17 protein-coding genes and 1 tRNA gene are annotated in these 17,454 nt (G+C 56.7%); 1 reads left to right on the plus strand and 17 read right to left on the minus strand.

Annotated elements, in window-relative coordinates; genetic code table 11:
• Window positions 1-20 precede the first annotated feature (20 nt).
• From hisS to trmJ, 10 genes are all read right to left on the minus strand, one after another.
• A complete protein-coding gene (gene hisS, locus RVM24_RS06800; protein WP_286250108.1) occupies window positions 21-1,301 on the minus strand; it encodes a histidine--tRNA ligase in 1,281 nt (426 codons plus the stop codon).
• Between the two features lie 44 nt (window positions 1,302-1,345).
• Window positions 1,346-2,464 (minus strand): flavodoxin-dependent (E)-4-hydroxy-3-methylbut-2-enyl-diphosphate synthase, encoded by a 1,119-nt coding sequence (ispG, locus tag RVM24_RS06805; RefSeq protein ID WP_061332158.1) that lies wholly within the window; start codon window positions 2,462-2,464, stop codon window positions 1,346-1,348.
• Window positions 2,465-2,497: 33 nt separating this feature from the next.
• Window positions 2,498-3,481: a RodZ domain-containing protein gene (locus RVM24_RS06810; RefSeq protein WP_286921207.1), complete on the minus strand. Its 984-nt coding sequence runs from the start codon at window positions 3,479-3,481 to the stop codon at window positions 2,498-2,500.
• Window positions 3,471-4,241: a type IV pilus biogenesis/stability protein PilW gene (gene pilW, locus RVM24_RS06815; protein WP_286250113.1), complete on the minus strand. Its 771-nt coding sequence runs from the start codon at window positions 4,239-4,241 to the stop codon at window positions 3,471-3,473. Before pilW ends, RVM24_RS06810 begins: the two co-directional genes overlap by 11 nt.
• A gap of 72 nt (window positions 4,242-4,313) precedes the next feature.
• Complete coding sequence (rlmN, locus tag RVM24_RS06820; protein WP_106695891.1) at window positions 4,314-5,423, minus strand: 23S rRNA (adenine(2503)-C(2))-methyltransferase RlmN; 1,110 nt, start codon at window positions 5,421-5,423, stop codon at window positions 4,314-4,316.
• A 62-nt stretch (window positions 5,424-5,485) separates the two neighbouring features.
• Entirely contained in the window at window positions 5,486-5,914 is a 429-nt protein-coding gene (gene ndk, locus RVM24_RS06825) for a nucleoside-diphosphate kinase (protein WP_058091092.1), read from the minus strand.
• A 66-nt stretch (window positions 5,915-5,980) separates the two neighbouring features.
• Window positions 5,981-7,129, minus strand: a complete 1,149-nt coding sequence (locus RVM24_RS06830; protein WP_286921208.1) for an IscS subfamily cysteine desulfurase — start codon at window positions 7,127-7,129, stop codon at window positions 5,981-5,983.
• Between the two features lie 19 nt (window positions 7,130-7,148).
• Window positions 7,149-7,646: a Fe-S cluster assembly transcriptional regulator IscR gene (gene iscR, locus RVM24_RS06835; protein WP_061332149.1), complete on the minus strand. Its 498-nt coding sequence runs from the start codon at window positions 7,644-7,646 to the stop codon at window positions 7,149-7,151.
• A 78-nt stretch (window positions 7,647-7,724) separates the two neighbouring features.
• The gene (gene cysE / locus RVM24_RS06840; protein WP_058091095.1) at window positions 7,725-8,504 is read right to left on the minus strand and encodes a serine O-acetyltransferase; all 780 of its coding nucleotides are present in this window, start codon (window positions 8,502-8,504) and stop codon (window positions 7,725-7,727) included.
• Window positions 8,497-9,357 (minus strand): tRNA (cytosine(32)/uridine(32)-2'-O)-methyltransferase TrmJ, encoded by an 861-nt coding sequence (trmJ, locus tag RVM24_RS06845; protein WP_286921209.1) that lies wholly within the window; start codon window positions 9,355-9,357, stop codon window positions 8,497-8,499. Before trmJ ends, cysE begins: the two co-directional genes overlap by 8 nt.
• A 191-nt stretch (window positions 9,358-9,548) precedes the next feature.
• Between trmJ and RVM24_RS06850 the strand changes: the two genes are divergently transcribed.
• The gene (locus tag RVM24_RS06850) at window positions 9,549-10,349 is read left to right on the plus strand and encodes an inositol monophosphatase family protein (protein WP_058091097.1); all 801 of its coding nucleotides are present in this window, start codon (window positions 9,549-9,551) and stop codon (window positions 10,347-10,349) included.
• Window positions 10,350-10,440: 91 nt separating this feature from the next.
• Here the strand turns inward: RVM24_RS06850 and secF are convergent, their stop codons facing one another.
• The 7 genes from secF to flgL form a co-directional block, all read right to left on the minus strand.
• Window positions 10,441-11,394 carry a protein translocase subunit SecF gene (secF, locus tag RVM24_RS06855; protein ID WP_058091098.1) on the minus strand — a complete coding sequence of 318 codons (954 nt, stop codon included), beginning with the start codon at window positions 11,392-11,394 and terminating at the stop codon, window positions 10,441-10,443.
• Window positions 11,387-13,261 (minus strand): protein translocase subunit SecD, encoded by a 1,875-nt coding sequence (gene secD, locus RVM24_RS06860; RefSeq protein ID WP_058091099.1) that lies wholly within the window; start codon window positions 13,259-13,261, stop codon window positions 11,387-11,389. The genes secF and secD overlap by 8 nt, the downstream gene beginning before the upstream one ends.
• A gap of 93 nt (window positions 13,262-13,354) precedes the next feature.
• Window positions 13,355-13,717, minus strand: a complete 363-nt coding sequence (yajC, locus tag RVM24_RS06865; protein WP_058091100.1) for a preprotein translocase subunit YajC — start codon at window positions 13,715-13,717, stop codon at window positions 13,355-13,357.
• A gap of 42 nt (window positions 13,718-13,759) precedes the next feature.
• Window positions 13,760-14,881, minus strand: coding sequence for a tRNA guanosine(34) transglycosylase Tgt (tgt, locus tag RVM24_RS06870; protein ID WP_058091139.1), 1,122 nt, complete (start codon window positions 14,879-14,881; stop codon window positions 13,760-13,762).
• A 14-nt stretch (window positions 14,882-14,895) separates the two neighbouring features.
• Window positions 14,896-15,981, minus strand: a complete 1,086-nt coding sequence (gene queA / locus RVM24_RS06875) for a tRNA preQ1(34) S-adenosylmethionine ribosyltransferase-isomerase QueA (protein WP_431475149.1) — start codon at window positions 15,979-15,981, stop codon at window positions 14,896-14,898.
• Between the two features lie 40 nt (window positions 15,982-16,021).
• Window positions 16,022-16,108, minus strand: a tRNA-Leu gene (locus RVM24_RS06880).
• An 82-nt stretch (window positions 16,109-16,190) separates the two neighbouring features.
• Window positions 16,191-17,438 carry a flagellar hook-associated protein FlgL gene (gene flgL, locus RVM24_RS06885; RefSeq protein ID WP_431475150.1) on the minus strand — a complete coding sequence of 416 codons (1,248 nt, stop codon included), beginning with the start codon at window positions 17,436-17,438 and terminating at the stop codon, window positions 16,191-16,193.
• Window positions 17,439-17,454 lie beyond the last annotated feature (16 nt).

Consider the following 17,454-nt stretch of genomic DNA (forward strand, 5'->3'; position numbering starts at 1 on the left):
TGTTGCTGTTCTTGTGAAAATCATTGTGCAAGCCGGTTGGCGAGCGCCTGGGCCAGTTCACTGCGGGCAATGTCCTGCTGCGGCTCATCGTCGCGCAAGGGCTTCAGGCCAACATTGCCACTGGCCAGCTCATTCTCGCCCAGGATGACCGCGTAGCGGGCGCCGCTGCGGTCCGCCTTCTTCATCTGGCTCTTGAAGCTGCCACCGCCACAGTGAGTGACAACCACACGACCGGGTAACGCGCTGCGAAGTTCTTCCGCAATCGCCATCGCCGGGGCGATAACCTTGTCGCCCATGGCGGTTACGTATACGTCGGCATGGTTGTTAACGTAATCAGGCACCAATTCCAGGGTTTCGAGCAACAGGATCAGTCGCTCCAGCCCCATAGCAAAGCCCACCGCCTTGGTTGGTTTGCCACCCAACTGCTCTACCAGGCCATCGTAACGGCCACCAGCACACACGGTGCCTTGTGCACCGAGACTGTCGGTAATCCACTCGAAAACGGTTTTGCCATAATAATCCAGACCCCGAACGAGGGCCGGGTTTACGCTGTATTTCACGCCGGCGGCGTCCAACAGCCCCTTCAATTGCTCAAAGTGGGCCCGGGATTCGTCATCCAGGTAATCGTCCAGGCTTGGCGCCCCTTCCAGGATTTTCCGGGTTCCGGCATCCTTGCTGTCCAGAATCCGTAACGGATTCGTGGTCAACCGGCGCTTACTGTCGTCATCCAGCTGATCCCGGTACTGGTCCAGATAATCAACCAGAGCCTGGCGGTAGACTTTCCGGGCTTCACTGGTGCCAATGGAGTTAATCTCAAGGCGCGTATGCCCGGCAAGACCAAGGACCTGCCACAGCCGCGCCGTGAGTATCAGCAACTCGGCGTCTATATCCGGACCATCCATGCCAAAACACTCCACGCCAATCTGGTGGAACTGGCGGTAGCGGCCTTTCTGGGGGCGTTCGTGGCGGAACATCGGGCCGGTATACCAAAGCCGGCGGGTCTGGTTGAACAGCAGGCCATGCTCTTCGGCTGCCCTGACGCAACCGGCTGTGCCTTCCGGGCGAAGGGTCAGGCTGTCGCCATTCCTGTCGTCAAAGGTGTACATTTCTTTTTCGACGATGTCAGTGACTTCACCAATTGAGCGCTTGAACAGTTCGGTCTGTTCAACCACCGGCATGCGGATTTCCTGGTATCCGTATTGCCCAAGTACCTGACGTACCGTTGACTCTACATACTGCCAGACGGGGGTCTGCTCCGGCAGAATATCGTTCATTCCGCGGATTGCCTGAATCTTAGCCAAGTTAAAACCCTGATACTTTAATGAATGATGTCGAATTGGACGGCTCAGTCCGCAGACCGGGCAATCACGGATTCTTCCTGCTGCTGCCGCTCTGCAACTTTTTCCCGGATGATTCGCTCCAGGTCGTCCGTCAACGTCGCATTGTCCAACTTCTGATTTGGCTTTCCGTCCAAATACAGAAGGTTTTTCGGCGTACCGCCCGTCAACCCGAGGTCCGCCACCTTGGCTTCTCCAGGACCGTTCACTATGCAGCCAATAATGGCAACGTCCAGGGAGGTATTGACGTCTTCGAGGCGAGCCTCCAGATCATTCATGGTCTGGATCACATCAAAGTTCTGCCTGGAACAGCTGGGGCAAGCGATGAAGTTGATACCACGGCTGCGCAAACGCAGGCTCTTGAGAATATCGAAGCCAACCTTGATTTCCTGCACGGGGTCTGCGGCCAGTGATACCCGAATGGTGTCGCCAATACCGTCCATCAGCAACATGCCCAGGCCGATAGAGGATTTCACTGTACCCGAACGAAAGCCACCGGCCTCGGTAATACCCAGGTGCAAAGGCTGTACAATCTGGGAGGCAATCTTCCGGTAGGCATCAACGGTCATAAATACCTCTGACGCCTTCAGGCTAACCTTGAAATCCTGGAAATCGTGTTTATCCAGAATATCGATGTGCCGCATGGCAGACTCTACCAGGGCCTCTGCGGTAGGCTCACCGTATTTACGCTGCAGGCTCTTTTCAAGAGACCCGGCATTCACGCCAATACGGATCGGGATATTGCCGTCCCGAGCCGCGCTGATGACGGCGTTGACGCGATCGTCCCGACCAATGTTACCGGGGTTGATGCGCAAACAGTCAACACCAAGCTCGGCCACTCGCAGGGCAATTTTGTAATCGAAGTGAATATCGGCAACGAGCGGCAGAGATACGCGCTTGCGAATCTGTCCGAACGCTTCAGCGGCCTCCATGGAGGGTACTGAAACACGGACGATATCGGCGCCGGCCTCCTGCAACGCTGCAATCTGGCCAACAGTCGCCTCTACATCACAGGTGTTTGTGTTGGTCATGCTCTGAACCGCAATCGGTGCATCGCCGCCAACCGGCACATTGCCCACCATGATCTGGCGGGATTTACGTCTTTTGATCGGGGATTCGTGTTTCATTTGCTGGAACCAACAGTTATTCGGGCGTTCGGATCAAAGTTCGAGCGTGAACTCCGACCGGTTGTTCACTACGCGAAAATCACCAATATTCAGGGCTTCACCCTGGAATCGAATGGACTCAACGGCGCTCACAGCACCAATAACCACAGTCAACGGTGCATCTCCGGTCACATCCAGTTGCTCTCCGCTACGTCGCAAGCCGCTGACCAACCGGCTACCGCCGGCGTCTGTCACCTGTACCCAGCAATCTCCTGAAAAGGCAATCTGCAGCCTGGCCTCGGTTGTCGCCGCGGGAGCAAGCAGCTGCTCTTCCTGCAAGGCAGGCTCTGTCGACGGGGTGACAGCGGGCACCCGATCAGCCGGAAGCTCATCCAGCTCCGCACCGATGGGTTCAGGCTCCAGCGGCTCTGCCGGGGGTACACGTTCACTTTCCAGAACCGTCGAGCCTTCTTCAGGTAACGGCTGTTCCGCAGCGCCGAACTCGTCATTCGGCTCGGTCACCGGCTGCACGTCCTGACCATCGGCCGCCGGGCCCTGTTCCGGCGTCACTGTCTCGGCCGGGGTTTCCGCCTCTGGAGCTGCCTCGCCGTCCTCTCCCTGCTCCGCAAGATATCCTGCGATCAGGTAGGCCACCAACGCGACAACCAACAGCGCCAAGAGCACTTTTGCAACCTGACGCTTGCGGCGTTTCTTGCGTTCAATGGAAACCAGGGGGCTTGCCTGGTGTTCCTGTTCCCTTTGCTGGCGAGCCGGCTCCAGCTCCCGATTCAGGTCGGCAATAACCGCGTCTGCGTCCAGCCCCACCTGGCGGGCATAGGCACGCACATACCCTTTTAGGAAAAGCTCACTGTCTATTTTGCTGTAATCGCCGTTTTCTATAGCCTGAATCACAGACGGCCGGAGATGCTGTTCATCAGCAATGGCTGAGACGCTCAATCCGAGACGCTCCCGCCCTTGCCGAAGCTGCTCCCCGACAGGCTCCGCCGTCACCTGATCTGGCTCCACGTCACCGGTCATTGGCAATCAACACCCTGTATTGTTGGTATTCCAGAGAATCTGAGTAATCATTTCGGAGCAACATCGCCAGGCTCACTTCCTGATCACGATCATTAAAATGCCGCGCTATCCGGATACCCGTATACAGGCTCTCAGCCGAGTGTGACAAGCGGGTATTGCGCTGAATCATGGTCTGGAGACGGCTGTAATAACGCGAGGCCTCGGTAAAATCTCCTTTCTCAACCAACACCCTGGACAGGGAAAGCAAGGTTCTTGCTTCACCACGGGTCAACTCCACGGCTCGACGATAGGCTCCCTCAGCGGCGTCCAGGTTGCCAAGCCGCTCCTCGGTCATGCCCAAATTATAGAATACCGCTCCGCGTTCCCGATAACCGGTGTCGCGTGAAGCAACACTGAACTGATCCCGGGCTTCGGAAAACCGTCCGTTACTATATAGAAAAGCACCGTAGTAAACCCGCGCCCGGGAGTAACTGGAATCCTGACTGATGGCACGTTTGAAGTTACGCTCGGCCAGTTCCGGCTCGCCCTCAGCGTTATAGACCAACCCCATGGCTGCCAGGGCTTCAGAACTGTTCGGGGAGAGTTCCAGGGCACGTTCAAGGTGGTGGCGAGCACGATCAAGATTGCCCTGACCGATATAGGCCGTGGCCAGCTGTACGTAGTTACTGACCGCTTTGTCGCGGTCCGCTTCCCGGGAAAAGCGACTGTCGGTTGTGGTCACACAACCGGAGAGAACAAGACCGAACAATAGAACAGCCATTGTAAACAGATGCGAGCCTTGTGCTTTTCCTTTCACGAAACACCTTACCTTAGTCGCTTCCGCGTTATTAAATCAGGGATTTACCTGCTGTACTGCAATGTATCTCTGGCTCCTGCGAGTTCGGTCCTCCACCCGCCCGACCAATTGCCCACAGGCAGCGTCTATGTCATCACCACGGGTGGTACGAATGGTGGTTACGTATCCGCCCTCGTTGAGTACCGTCTGGAATCGCCGCGTTGCGTTCATGCTGGGCCGTTTGAAATCGCTTTCCGGGAACGGGTTGAACGGGATCAGGTTAATCTTGCAAGGCAGGCCTTTCAACAGGGCCACCAGCTCCCGCGCATGTTCCGGTTTATCATTAACGCCTTCAATAACCGTATATTCAATGGTGGCCTTACGTTTATCCGGCAACCGAGCCAGATACCGCCGTGTCGCCGCCAGAAGTTCCGCTATGGGATACTTTTTATTCAATGGAACCAGCGTGTTGCGTAGCTCATCATTGGGTGCGTGGAGCGAGATGGCCAGTGAAACATCGGTAACCTCACCCAACCGGTCCAGGGCAGGCACCACGCCAGACGTGCTCAGGGTCACCCGCCGTTTGGAGATTCCATAGGCCAGATCTTCCATCATCAGGTTCATGGCATCGACGACATTGTCAAAGTTGAGCAGTGGCTCACCCATGCCCATCATCACCACGTTGGTGATCGGGCGGTCGGTGGGATCAAAGGGCATGAAGGCTCTTCGGGCAACCCAGACCTGACCAATAATCTCAGCAGCAGTCAGGTTACGGTTGAAGCCACGCTTGCCGGTGGAACAGAACGTGCAGTCAAGGCTGCAGCCAATCTGCGAAGACACGCACAGGGTGCCCCTCTCGCCATCCGGAATCAGTACGGTTTCAACACTGTTGCCGTTATCCATGCGCATCACCCACTTTCGGGTGCCATCTTTGGAGGTTTCGTCGTAGACCACCTCCGGACCACGAACTTCGGCGATCTCCTTGAGCCGTTCACGCAGTACGCGGCTCATATTGGTCATTTGATCGAAGTCATCAACGCCTCGCTGATGGATCCACTGCAGCACCTGCTGCGCCCGGAAGCGCTTTTCGCCCAGGGTCTCAAAGAACGCCTCAAGCTTGGCTTTGGGCATCCCCAGGAGATTGATTTTTTCGGCAGTGCCAGTCATGCAATAACCTCGATCAGATAACCAATTCAGGGGTGGTTTTCACCACCCCTGAACCAACAACATCAACCGCGCGGGCAGATCTCGTTGTCATTGAAAAAATACGCCACTTCACGCTCAGCGGAAGCTGCTGAGTCTGAACCGTGAACGGCATTGGCATCAATGGATGATGCAAAGTCGGCACGGATAGTGCCGGCCGCCGCTTCTTTCGGGTTGGTAGCACCCATCAGATCGCGGTTCTTGAGGATGGCGCCTTCGCCTTCCAGCACCTGCACAACCACCGGGCCAGACGTCATGAAAGCAACCAGGTCGTTGAAGAACGGGCGCTCTTTGTGCTCGGCGTAGAAACCTTCTGCCTGCTCCTGGGTCAGGTGCATCATCTTGGCAGCGACGATTTTCAGGTCAGCTTTCTCGAAACGGCTGTAAATTTCGCCGATAACGTTCTTGGCGACCGCGTCGGGCTTGATAATAGAGAGCGTGCGCTCGTTTGCCATGGTATTTCTCCAGTCAGGTTCATGAAAATTCAGAGGTGCGATTATACGCAGTCCGGGTCCAACTGCCTACCGCACGGCACGAAGTCGGGTAACAACATCAATAATTTGCGAACAGGCAAAATCCATTTCCTGCTCGGTGCTGAACCGGCCAAACGAAAACCGAAGGGCACGGTGCGCCAACTCATCGCTCAAACCTATGCCCCGCAACACAAACGAGGGCTCTACTGTCGCTGAGGCGCAGGCGGAACCGGACGATACCGCGAGATTTCGCAGCCCGAGCATTAAAGACTCAGCCTCCACACCCTCGAATGACAGATTGACAATGCCAGGCACCCGATGTTCCCGACTGCCGTTAAAGTGCACCCCTTCGAGCCCTTCCAGCCCTGTGAGAAATCGTTCGCGCAGCGATTCAAGCCGGGACAGTTCATCATCAAGCCCCGCGCCGGCCAGCTCAAACGCCCGCCCCATGCCAACAATCTGATGGGTTGGCAGGGTACCAGAACGCATCCTCCGCTCATGGCCACCGCCATGCATCTGGGCCTGAATACGCACATCGGGAGAACGGCGCACATAAAGCGCTCCCACGCCCTTCGGGCCATAGACCTTGTGCGCTGACAAAGACAGAAGATCAACGTTCAGCTCGCCCACCACCACCGGGATTTTACCCGCAGCCTGAGCGGCATCAACATGCAGCAGGATGCCTCGCTGGCGAAGCTGCTCGCCGATGGCGGCAATATCGGTCACACACCCCAGCTCATTATTCACCATCATCAGGCTGACCAGCACGGTGTTATCACGCAGGGCGGCTACCACCGCCTGGGGGTCAATCCGGCCGTCAGACTCGGGGTGCAGCCAGGTAACGTCAACACCGTTTTGCTCGAGCCATTTGCAGGTATCCACAACCGCCTTGTGCTCGATCACCGAGGTTACAATGTGAGGCGATTCGTGGCCGGCAACCGCACCCTTGATGGCCAGGTTGTCGGACTCGGTAGCGCCGGAGGTCCAGACAATCTCCCTTGGGTCGGCGTGAATCAGGTCAGCGACCTGGCGTCGAGCGTTTTCAACGGCCGCTTCCGCTTGCCACCCGTATCCATGGGAACGAGAAGCAGGATTACCAAACACTCCGTCAAGGGTCAGGTAGTTCATCATGTCTGAGGCAACAGACGGATCAACGGGCGTCGTGGCCGCGTAGTCCAGGTATACGGGCTTTTTCATAATCACAGGATGCTGTTTATCAGGCAGTGGCCTGGTCGGTCAGGCGTTGGGTATTAATCGCGTCAGAGTCATCATCCGAGTGCTTCCGGTTCTGGCGATCCGCCACCTGACGGATCTCGCGCTTCCGCATCAAATCCCCCAGACTGATTTCACTCAGGAACTGGTGGATCTGATCACTCAAATCAGACCATAAATGGTGGGTAAGACACTTCTCGCCATTCTGGCAATCGCCCTTGTTGCCGCAACGGGTGGTGTCGAGCGATTCACTGACCGCATCCACCACTTCAGCAACAAACACGTCGTCGGCAGGCCGACTCAGGCGGTAGCCACCGCCCGGACCACGCACACTCACCACCAGATGCTGGCGACGCAAACGCGAGAACAACTGTTCCAGATAAGAGAGGGAAATTTCTTGCCGGGCTGAAATATCCGCAAGACTTACCGGCCCCTGGCTTCCGTGCAGAGCCAGATCAAGCATCGCCGTCACAGCGTAGCGGCCTTTGGTGGTCAGCTTCATATTCTCAGCCCCAGTGATGGGATTGAATCTCGATTCGCAGGGCTGAGTATGAATTGACCCACCAAAACAGTCAAGTATTCAACCCCTGCCCTCGTTGTCCGCCTCGTCGCGCACACAGTCAAAGTCTTCTTCATGCAACGGCGGCAGCTCTCCGTTCTGATATTCACTGTTCACCTTACGGAGTGCTTTGCACATGGTTTCAATTCGATCATCCACCGCATGCATGTGGTCGAGGAGCGAACGCATGGCCCGGGCAACCGGGTCTGGCATCTCTTCCGTCACACCATAGGCGTCAAAGCCCATGCGCTCTTCCATCTCCTTGCGCCGCACGTCATCGTCGGAGTGGCGCTTCACAATCACCCGGCCCGGAATACCCACCACTGTAGCGCCGGCGGGGACGGCCTTGGTCACCACGGAATTGGAACCAATCTTCGCACCAGGGCCCACTTCGAACGGCCCAAGAATCTTTGCGCCTGCACCGACAACCACGCCATCACCGATGGTTGGGTGGCGTTTGCCTTTGTTCCAGCTCGTTCCGCCCAGGGTAACGCCCTGATAGAGGGTGACGTCATCGCCGATAACCGTGGTTTCCCCGATCACCACGCCCATGCCGTGGTCGATAAAAAACCGCCGACCAATGGTCGCACCCGGATGAATCTCAATGCCGGTGAACCAGCGCGCCAACGTGGAGATGGTCCGTGCCAGCCACTTCAGCCCAAGATTCCAGAGCCAATGGGAAAACCTGTGAAACAGCAATGCATGGAGGCCCGGATAATTGGTAAGCACCTCGAAGGTGTTCCGCGCCGCCGGATCCCGGTGAAATACGCTTTTGACATCTTCCCTTAAACGCTCAAACATGGCCTTTTTCCTGCCCCTCATCCGCAGTATTTTTCTGCTTGTCGCTCCCCGGCAGGGTTCCGGCAGCCTTTTGTACGGATGTCAGAATGCCCCTAAGGATATTGATTTCCATCTGGTCAAGACGTGCACGCTGAAACAGGCGTCGCAGGCGGGTCATCAGCTGCCTGGGGTTGTTACGACGATGGAAATCCACATCCACCAACACCTGTTCCAGATGCCCGAAGAAGCCTTCCACCTCCTGCACTTCTGCCGGCGGCACATCCCAGCCACGGTCGCCCGGTCCAACCATGGCCTCAAGATTGGGACTCGCCTCACCTTCTTCAAGGTTGCGCAGGTAATGCATGCGCAATTCGTAGCAAACCACCTGCACCGCCATGGCCAGATTCAATGAACTGTAGTCCGGATTCGACGGAATATGAATGTGGTAGTGGCAACGCTGAAGCTCATCATTGGACAAACCGTGGTTTTCACGCCCGAACACCAGCGCAACCCGACCCTGCCGGCTATATTCGCCCGCCGTCGCTGCCGCCTGGGGCGGAGCAATCACCGGCCAGGGCACCTTCCGGCCGCGGGCACTGGTACCCATCACCAGAACACAATCCGCCAGCGCGTCGTCAAGCGTGGCAACCACCTGGGCCCTGTCCAGAACATCTGAGGCACCGGCAGAACGCGCGTAAGAGGCCTCATCCGGGAACGAAGCCGGGTTAACCAGCCATAAGTTGCCCAGCCCCATGTTTTTCATCGCCCTTGCGACCGCACCAATATTGCCGGAATGCGAAGTTTCAACCAGGACGATCCTGACCTGATCATTGAACGTGTCAGAACCTTCCTGTGGCAATGCGGGCTTGTGCATGGTTTTCGGGCCTATGAATTAACAGACGTTAAATATTGGTAGGGAATGATAGCAGAAACCCGGGCCGCCCTGCTCTCCGGAGTTGCCGAAACCCATGGTATCCGTGCATTTGCTGAGCCAAAAAACGTACAAGCGCGGGTTGTTTTTGCTATCATACCGGGCCTTCACACACCCGGATAATGAACACTCAGATGCAACCAGCAATTAAAATGGCCCTGCGCGTTGCCCGCCAGGGATCAGATTACCTGAAAGCACATTTCGAGCGACAGGAACCCAACGGCAAGGACGAGGCCGAGCGCTACCGCCAGCTCGAACGGGTTGAGAAATCCATTTATGACAACTTCACCGAGCAACTGGAAAAGGCATATCGAGATCACACCATCGCACCGATGGGCGAGGCCGACGCCGCTGGCAGCGAGCGCAGCTGGCACATCTTCCCCGTGCTTGGCCGCGAAAACTTCATTCGTGGTATTCCGGAATTTGCCCTGGCACTGAGCCAGAAAAAGAACAACCGGACAGAAAACCTGTTGCTGGTCAATCCGATCACAGGTGAAGAATATTCTGCCAGCCGCGGCCATGGGGCAGCCCTCAACAGCCGCCGTGTGCGCACGTCTGAAATCAAATTACCCGGCAAGGCGGCATTTGCCACCAACCTGCTGGATCAGGCTCGCAAAGGCGACGACCCGATGATCTGGGGCGAAATGGCCGCAGTGCTGGCGCGTGAGAGCGCCATGTTCCGCACCTCCGGCTGCGTTGTTCTGGATATTGCCCGCGTTTCTGCAGGCCTTCTGGACGCCGCTGTAATCTTCCGGCCGGAAGCCTCAGACCTGGACCTGGGTGTCACCCTGGCCATGGAATCCGGCGCACTGACTGGCGATTTCTCCGGCAACCCGTCTGCTGGCAATGCCAAACAGCTGGTTGTGGCCAATCCAAAGCTGTTCCGCGAAGTGCTCAAGGTATTGCACCCGTTCCGCGGCCGTCTGCCCAGGTAGACTTCCCGGTACAAAAAAACCGCCAGTCCCTCACGGGACTGGCGGTTTTTTCATGCCTCGGAAAGCGGGAGGCCCGGGCCTCCCCACCGGATCACATCCGGTTAAGCCACTCGGGCGGCTGCTCTTCTTCGGCTTCTTCACCGGTGCCTTCCTTCGCCGGTACCATCAGGTCTTCGCGGGTAACACCCATCACCATCAGCATATTGGCAGAGACATAGATGGAGGAATAGGTACCCACAACCACGCCAATAATGAGCGCAAGGGCGAAGTTGTTGATGGCCTCACCACCGAAGAAATACAACGCCAGCAACACCACCAAGGTTGTACCAGAAGTATTGATGGTACGGGTGATGGTCTGGTGAATGGACTCGTTGATGATATCCCAGGGCTCACCTACCCGCATTTTCCGGAAGTTCTCCCGAATACGGTCCGCCACAACGATGGTATCGTTCAGCGAGTAACCGATTACCGCCAGCAACGCTGCCAGCACGGTCAGGTCAAACGTCCACTGGAACAGCGCAAACACGCCCAGCACAATAATGACGTCGTGAGCCAGCGGTATCACAGACGCGATACCGAACTTGAACTGGAAGCGCATGCCCACGTAGATCAGCACCACCGCCAAGGCAATCAACAGCCCGAGACCACTGTCTTCTTTGAGCTCATCGCCAACCTGAGAACCGACGAACTCGGACCCCACCAACTCGAGCTCGGCGCCGGAGGCAGCCAGCATGCCAGCCACCTCACGGGCTAACTGATCGTTCTCAGCTTCCGCCATGCGGATCAGGATGGTGGTATCCGCGCCGAAGTTCTGAACGACGAACTGCTCATAGCCCGCTTCTGCCAGTTGGTCCCGGATAGCGTCAAGGCTCGGCGCCTCGGCGTACTCCAGCTCTACTGAGGTACCGCCGGTGAAGTCCATGCCAAAGTTCAGGCCGCGAACACCCAACAAAGCCAGGGAAATCACCACCAGTGTGATCGAAAGCACGGAAGCAATCTTCCGCAACCCCATGAAATCAAATGGTTGTTTCTGTGTATCAGCCATTAGCCAGCTTCCCCCCGATCGACAATTTCTCAACCCTGCGGCCGCCGTAGACAACGTTCACAATGGCGCGACTGACCACCAGGGCACAGAACATCGAGGTCAGGATGCCGATGCTCAGTGTTACCGCGAACCCTTTGACCGGGCCGGAACCCATGGCAAACAGGATCACAGCGACCAACAGAGTGGTTATGTTGGCATCAAAGATAGACACAAAGGCTCGACCATACCCCGCGTTAATCGCACTTTGAGGGGGCGCCCCGGATTTCAGCTCTTCCTTTATTCGCTCAAAGATTAGAACGTTGGCGTCAACCGCCATACCCACTGTCAGAACGATACCGGCAATACCTGGCAAGGTAAGCGTGGCAGACAGAATGGACATACACGCCAGCAGCAACATCAGGTTCAGGGTCAGCGTGACATTCGCCACTACCCCGAAGCCACGATAGAACACCAACATATAAATGAGCACCAAGGCAAAACCAAAGGCAACAGAGGTTACACCAGCGTCGATGTTCTTCTGCCCGAGGCTTGGCCCAATGGTCCGCTCCTGAACAAAGTACATGGGTGCCGCCAGTGCACCTGCCCGCAACAGGAGCGCCAGCTCTGCAGCTTCCGGTATCGAATCCAGACCAGTAATGCGGAAACTGCTACCCAGCGCTGACTGCACGGTTGCCAGGCTGATCAGCCCCTTTTCCACAATCCGCTTTTCGACTTCCCGAATCTCACCGTCTACTTCCTGCGCTTCAGTCTCGGTGCGGAACTCGATAAACAGCACCGCCATGCGGCGCCCCACATTATTGCGGGTAGCGCGGTTCATCAGGTCGCCGCCAACCGAATCCATGGTGATGTTAACCTGCGGCTGACCATTCTCATCGAAGGCCTGCTGGGCATTAGCCACATTATTACCGGTGGCAATCACGTCCCGCTCGAGGCGAGCTGTTCGCTGGGGGTTGTCACGGAAACCGAACTGCTCGGTTTCTGCTCCCGGGGTATCCTGGCGGGCTTCCATCCGGAATTCCAGATTGGCTGTTGCGCCGAGAACCCGCTTGGCCTGGGCGGTATCCTGCACACCTGGCAGCTCAACGATAATACGATCTGCGCCCTGGCGCTGAACCAGAGGCTCCGCCACGCCGAGTTCGTTGACACGATTACGGATGGTGGTCAGGTTCTGTTCCAGGGCATATTCCTGGATATTCCTCACTTCAGCTTCAGAGAGGGTCAGTGCCAACAGGAATTCGCCTTCCCGGGTGCTTTCATTGAGCAGAAACTCATTGTACTGCCGACGAATCAGATCAAAGGCTGCACTGCGAGACTCAGAATCCCGGAAGCTAAGAACAATCTCCCGGTTGCCTTCAACATCTCCACCCCGATAGCGAATACGCTCATCCCGAAGTTCTCTTTTGATCTGCCCGGAAAACGCCTCCAGACGCTGGCTGACAGCCGTGTCCATGTCTACTTCCAGCAGGAAGTGAACACCACCTCGCAGGTCAAGGCCGAGCTTCATCGGGCCTGCACCGAGGCTACGCAGCCAACCAGGAGTTGAGGGAGCCATGTTCAGAGCCACCAGGTAATCGTTACCAAGGGCGGCCTGCACTGCCGGGCGAGCCCGCAACTGCGCGTCGGAACTGTTCAGGCGAATCAGGGCATTGCGGTCTTCAAGAGAACTTTCCTTGACTTCGATCCCGCGGCTTTCAAGGGCGCCGAGGGCACGGTCCAGCACACGCTGGTCTACCTCGGTGCTGCCCCGGGCGCCGGTAACCTGTATGGCAAAATCATCGGGAAAGAAATTCGGTAACGCGTAAATGAACCCGATGACCAGTGCGAACACTATGATCAGGTTCTTCCAGAGAGGATACTTGTTCAGCATGAGAATCCTTCGAGCCAGCTATGGCGCCGGCCTTGGTGTTTCAGCAAGTCAACACAAAACGGGCGACCATAGGCCGCCCTGCGCACAACTGGCTCAGATATCTTTCAGTGTGCCCTTGGGCAGCGCCGCGGCCACCGCCACTTTCTGAATCTTGATCTCGACGTTATCAGACACTTCCAGCACGATGAAGTCGTCAGACACCTTGGTGATGCGGCCGGCAACGCCACCGGAAGTCACCACTTCGTCGCCCTTGTTCAGGCCGGACATCAGCGCTTTATGCTCCTTGGCACGCTTGGACTGCGGGCGCCAGATCAGGAAGTAGAAGATCAGGATAAAGCCGGCGAAGAAGATGATCTGACCCATCACGCTCATGCCCTGGGCACCGGCATCCTGCGCCATGGCAAGTGCAGGCATCAGAGACAGCAGACCAACGATGAGCAGTTTGATTGATTTCATTCAGGTTCTCCGTTTATTGACTGATATTGAGATAAAAATTGCTCAGGATTCACCCAGCGGCGGCACAGATTCGCCACGTAAGGCATAGAATTCGCTTATAAAGTCGGACAATGTACCTGCTTCAATGGCCCCACGCAATCCACTCATCAGGTTCTGATAGAAGCGCAGATTGTGGATGGTGTTGAGCTGCGCGCCCAGCATTTCACCACACTTATCCAGATGATGCAGATAGCTCTTTGAGAAATTCTGACAGGTATAACAGTCACAACGTTCATCCAGCGGGCCGGTATCGTGACGATTCTTCGCATTACGAATCTTGACGATGCCGGTCGAGGTGAACAGGTAGCCATTCCGGGCGTTACGGGTTGGCATAACACAGTCGAACATGTCTACCCCCCGGCGAACTGCCTCAACAATGTCTTCCGGACGTCCAACCCCCATCAGGTAACGAGGCTTGTCTTCCGGCATTTTGGAAGGCAAATGGTCCAGAATGCGAATCATGTCTTCTTTCGGCTCGCCCACCGACAGACCGCCAATGGCGTAGCCATCAAACCCGATATCGGTCAGTCCCTGCAGGGATCGGTCCCGTAAGGGCTCGTACATGCCACCCTGGACAATGCCAAACAACGCCGCCGGATTGCCCTCATGGGCCTTTTTGCTGCGTTCCGCCCAACGAAGGGACAGCTCCATGGATTCTTTTGCCTGTTTCTCGGTAGCAGGATACGGCGTGCATTCATCAAATATCATGACAATGTCGGAACCGAGGTCACGTTGCACCTGAATGGCAATTTCCGGCGACAACTCCACCTTTGAGCCGTCTACCGGGGAGCGAAAGGTCACGCCCTGCTCGGTAATCTTGCGCATCTCGCCCAGGCTGAACACCTGAAAGCCGCCGGAATCGGTCAGTATTGGCCCCTGCCACTGGGTGAAATCGTGCAAGTCGCCGTGGGCCTTGACCACTTCCGTGCCCGGGCGCAGCATCAAGTGGAAGGTGTTGCCCAGGATAATTTCCGCGCCGATTGCCTCGATATCTCTTGGCAACATCCCTTTAACCGTGCCGTAAGTACCGACCGGCATAAACGCAGGCGTTTCAACCGTTCCACGGGGGAAGGTCAGCCGGCCCCGGCGGGCCCTGCCATCTTCGCCCAGCTTCTCGAACGACATAAAACAGGAATTGCTCACAAGGATTCTCCACGGGATTCGGTCTGGTTTGCCCCGGCCAGCATGCCCCGGCTTGGCTCCTGGGCGGTCAGGAACATGGCGTCACCGTAACTGAAAAAACGGTACCGCTGTTCAACGGCTTCCTGATAGGCAGACATGATATTACGGTAGCCGGCAAAGGCACTGACCAGCATGATCAGTGTGGACTCCGGCAGATGGAAATTGGTGATCATGGCGTCAACGGTCTGGAAACGATAGCCCGGGTAGATAAAGATATCGGTTTCCCCCCGGAACGTATTCAGCTGCCCTGCCCGACTGGCGGATTCGAGCGAACGTACGGAAGTGGTTCCAACCGCAACCACCCGGCCACCCCGGGCCCGGGTGCGCTCAACCGCATCCACGGTTTCCTGGGGCACGTGGGCCACTTCGCTGTGCATCAGGTGGTCTTCGATCTTGTCGACCCGCACCGGCTGGAAAGTTCCAGCGCCCACGTGCAGAGTCACATAGGCAAACTCGATACCAGTGCTTTTGAGGACGTTGAGCAGCTCGTCGTCAAAATGCAGCCCAGCCGTTGGCGCGGCGACAGCGCCCGCCTCCTTGGCATAGACAGTTTGATAACGCTCCCGGTCAGACTGCTCATCATCCCGCTCCATGTAAGGCGGCAACGGCATGTGCCCGAGTCGTTCAAGCACATCAAGGACCGGCTCACGGCCCTCGTATACAAATCGGAAAAGTGCGTCCTCCCGGCCCACCATGCGCAGAGCAGAGCCATCTTCCAGGATGACCTTCTGGCCTTCTTTAACAGCCTTTGAGGCACGTGCGTGGGCCAGCAATTCAAACTCACCCAACAGTCGCTCCACCAGGATTTCAACACGACCACCGGATTCCTTCTGGCCAAACAAGCGGGCCGGAATCACACGGGTGTTGTTGAATACCAGAAGATCGCCAGGCTGCAAAAGGCCGGGGAGATCGGTGAAGTTCAGGTGTTGGGTCTGGCCGGTAAGGCCTTCGAGTGCCAGCAGTCGGGACGCGCTGCGTTGCTTGAGCGGGTAACGGGCGATAAGCTCGTCCGGCAGGTCAAAATGAAAATCGGAGACGTTCATGGGCCGGCTATTCACGATGCCGCAGGTTGCGGCCAATAAGTGGTAGCGGCGGGCGGACTCGAACCGCCACGGGTTTTACCCCAACGGATTTTGAATCCGTCGTGTCTACCAATTTCACCACGCCGCCATCGGAGAGTGGGAGGATTATACTGAGCCTGAATCTGAAAGCAACCGGGCGGGGAGTAAAAATCTCCTACCGCCTCAGCCAATTACAGACGATCAAACAAAGAGAGCCTGGAGATCTGCGCAAACGACTGCTGGGCGGCCTGTAACACAAAGCTCTGGAAGCTCAGGTTACTGATGGCCTCGGCATAATCCACGTCTTGCAGCTGTGAACGGATTTCCTTGGTGTACAGCCCCGAATCCTCAAGAAATGACGAAGTGGATTCGATGGCATTCAACCGGCCACCCAGTTCAGTTTGCTTGAGGATGATGGACTCCTGGCCGTTGTCCAGGTTAGTCAACGATTCCGCAATGAGCGCATCGTACTCGGCGCTGGATTTTGGTGTCGCCTTGTCGATGCTGTCCAGACCAGCGATCAGTTTCTCGATGGTGCCGAAGATGGACTGCTTGTCGCTGATACCCAGTGTAAATTCGTCACCATCGGCGGCATCGTTAACGGTCATACGCAGACCAGCGACCACAAACTCCTCACCAGGCACCGCCGGCGAGGGTTGTGTCGTCAAAATCGTGCCTGTACGCGGATCCTCCACTTCGATATTCAGATTGCCGCCACCAACATCAATCACCCTCACCGTCAGGTCATCGGGAACCGCCGGGCTGAACGCGTCTTTCAGGCCTTTCGGTGCAATCAGCTCCAACCCGGACACATAACCCTGGGCAGCAACACCGGTGCCCGTGCCGTCATCCGAACCAGTAACAGAAACCGCCGCTGGCACGTTCACAAAAATACCCTTGCCATGGTCGCTGATCGGAACTGTCACGCCGTCATCTATTTCGAGTACCCGCTGGCCCTCATCACCCTGATATTTCCAGGCGCCAAAGTCGTCCTTGGCGAATGCCGGGGTACTGCCCTGAAAGCCGCTGAAAATGTATTCACCGGAGGCATCCCGGGTGTTGGCAATGTTCGCCAGCTGGCCCAGTCGCTCTTTCAGCTCTGCGGAAATGGATTGACGGTCATTGGCAGACAACGAACCGTTACCCGCCTGAACCGTCAGTTCCCTCACCCGCTGGATGATATCCACCGCGCTGGCCAGGGTGCTCTCTTCCTGTTTGATGCGGTTATCGGCAAGGTTGGCGTTGCGCTCATAAGTCTCTATGCGCTTGACCTCCTGATTGAGCTTCAGGATGCGTGCGGCAGCCACCGGGTCATCGGAGGGCCTGTTGACCTTTTTGCCGGTGGAAATCTGCTCCTGGGTTTTGACCAGGTTGCTGTTCACGTCCTGCATCCGGCTGATGCCGCCAGAGAAAATCTGCTGAGATGAAATCCGGATCATTTTCGTTTACCTCGCC

The organism is Marinobacter sp. KM021, assembly GCF_050707965.1.
GTDB lineage: Bacteria > Pseudomonadota > Gammaproteobacteria > Pseudomonadales > Oleiphilaceae > Marinobacter > Marinobacter shengliensis.

Bases quoted from the DNA above. Each gene is read 5' to 3' on its own strand.
- yajC (WP_058091100.1), bottom strand. From the start codon at position 13,717: ATGAAATCAATCAAACTGCTCATCGTTGGTCTGCTGTCTCTGATGCCT.
- RVM24_RS06850 (WP_058091097.1), top strand. From the start codon at position 9,549: ATGCAACCAGCAATTAAAATGGCCCTGCGCGTTGCCCGCCAGGGATCA.
- secD (WP_058091099.1), bottom strand. From the start codon at position 13,261: ATGCTGAACAAGTATCCTCTCTGGAAGAACCTGATCATAGTGTTCGCA.
- rlmN (WP_106695891.1), bottom strand. From the start codon at position 5,423: ATGACTGGCACTGCCGAAAAAATCAATCTCCTGGGGATGCCCAAAGCC.
- queA (WP_431475149.1), bottom strand. From the start codon at position 15,981: ATGAACGTCTCCGATTTTCATTTTGACCTGCCGGACGAGCTTATCGCC.
- trmJ (WP_286921209.1), bottom strand. From the start codon at position 9,357: ATGCACAAGCCCGCATTGCCACAGGAAGGTTCTGACACGTTCAATGAT.
- ispG (WP_061332158.1), bottom strand. From the start codon at position 2,464: ATGAAACACGAATCCCCGATCAAAAGACGTAAATCCCGCCAGATCATG.
- cysE (WP_058091095.1), bottom strand. From the start codon at position 8,504: ATGTTTGAGCGTTTAAGGGAAGATGTCAAAAGCGTATTTCACCGGGAT.
- tgt (WP_058091139.1), bottom strand. From the start codon at position 14,881: ATGTCGTTCGAGAAGCTGGGCGAAGATGGCAGGGCCCGCCGGGGCCGG.
- RVM24_RS06810 (WP_286921207.1), bottom strand. From the start codon at position 3,481: ATGACCGGTGACGTGGAGCCAGATCAGGTGACGGCGGAGCCTGTCGGG.
- pilW (WP_286250113.1), bottom strand. From the start codon at position 4,241: ATGGCTGTTCTATTGTTCGGTCTTGTTCTCTCCGGTTGTGTGACCACA.
- ndk (WP_058091092.1), bottom strand. From the start codon at position 5,914: ATGGCAAACGAGCGCACGCTCTCTATTATCAAGCCCGACGCGGTCGCC.
- flgL (WP_431475150.1), bottom strand. From the start codon at position 17,438: ATGATCCGGATTTCATCTCAGCAGATTTTCTCTGGCGGCATCAGCCGG.
- secF (WP_058091098.1), bottom strand. From the start codon at position 11,394: ATGGCTGATACACAGAAACAACCATTTGATTTCATGGGGTTGCGGAAG.
- iscR (WP_061332149.1), bottom strand. From the start codon at position 7,646: ATGAAGCTGACCACCAAAGGCCGCTACGCTGTGACGGCGATGCTTGAT.
- RVM24_RS06830 (WP_286921208.1), bottom strand. From the start codon at position 7,129: ATGAAAAAGCCCGTATACCTGGACTACGCGGCCACGACGCCCGTTGAT.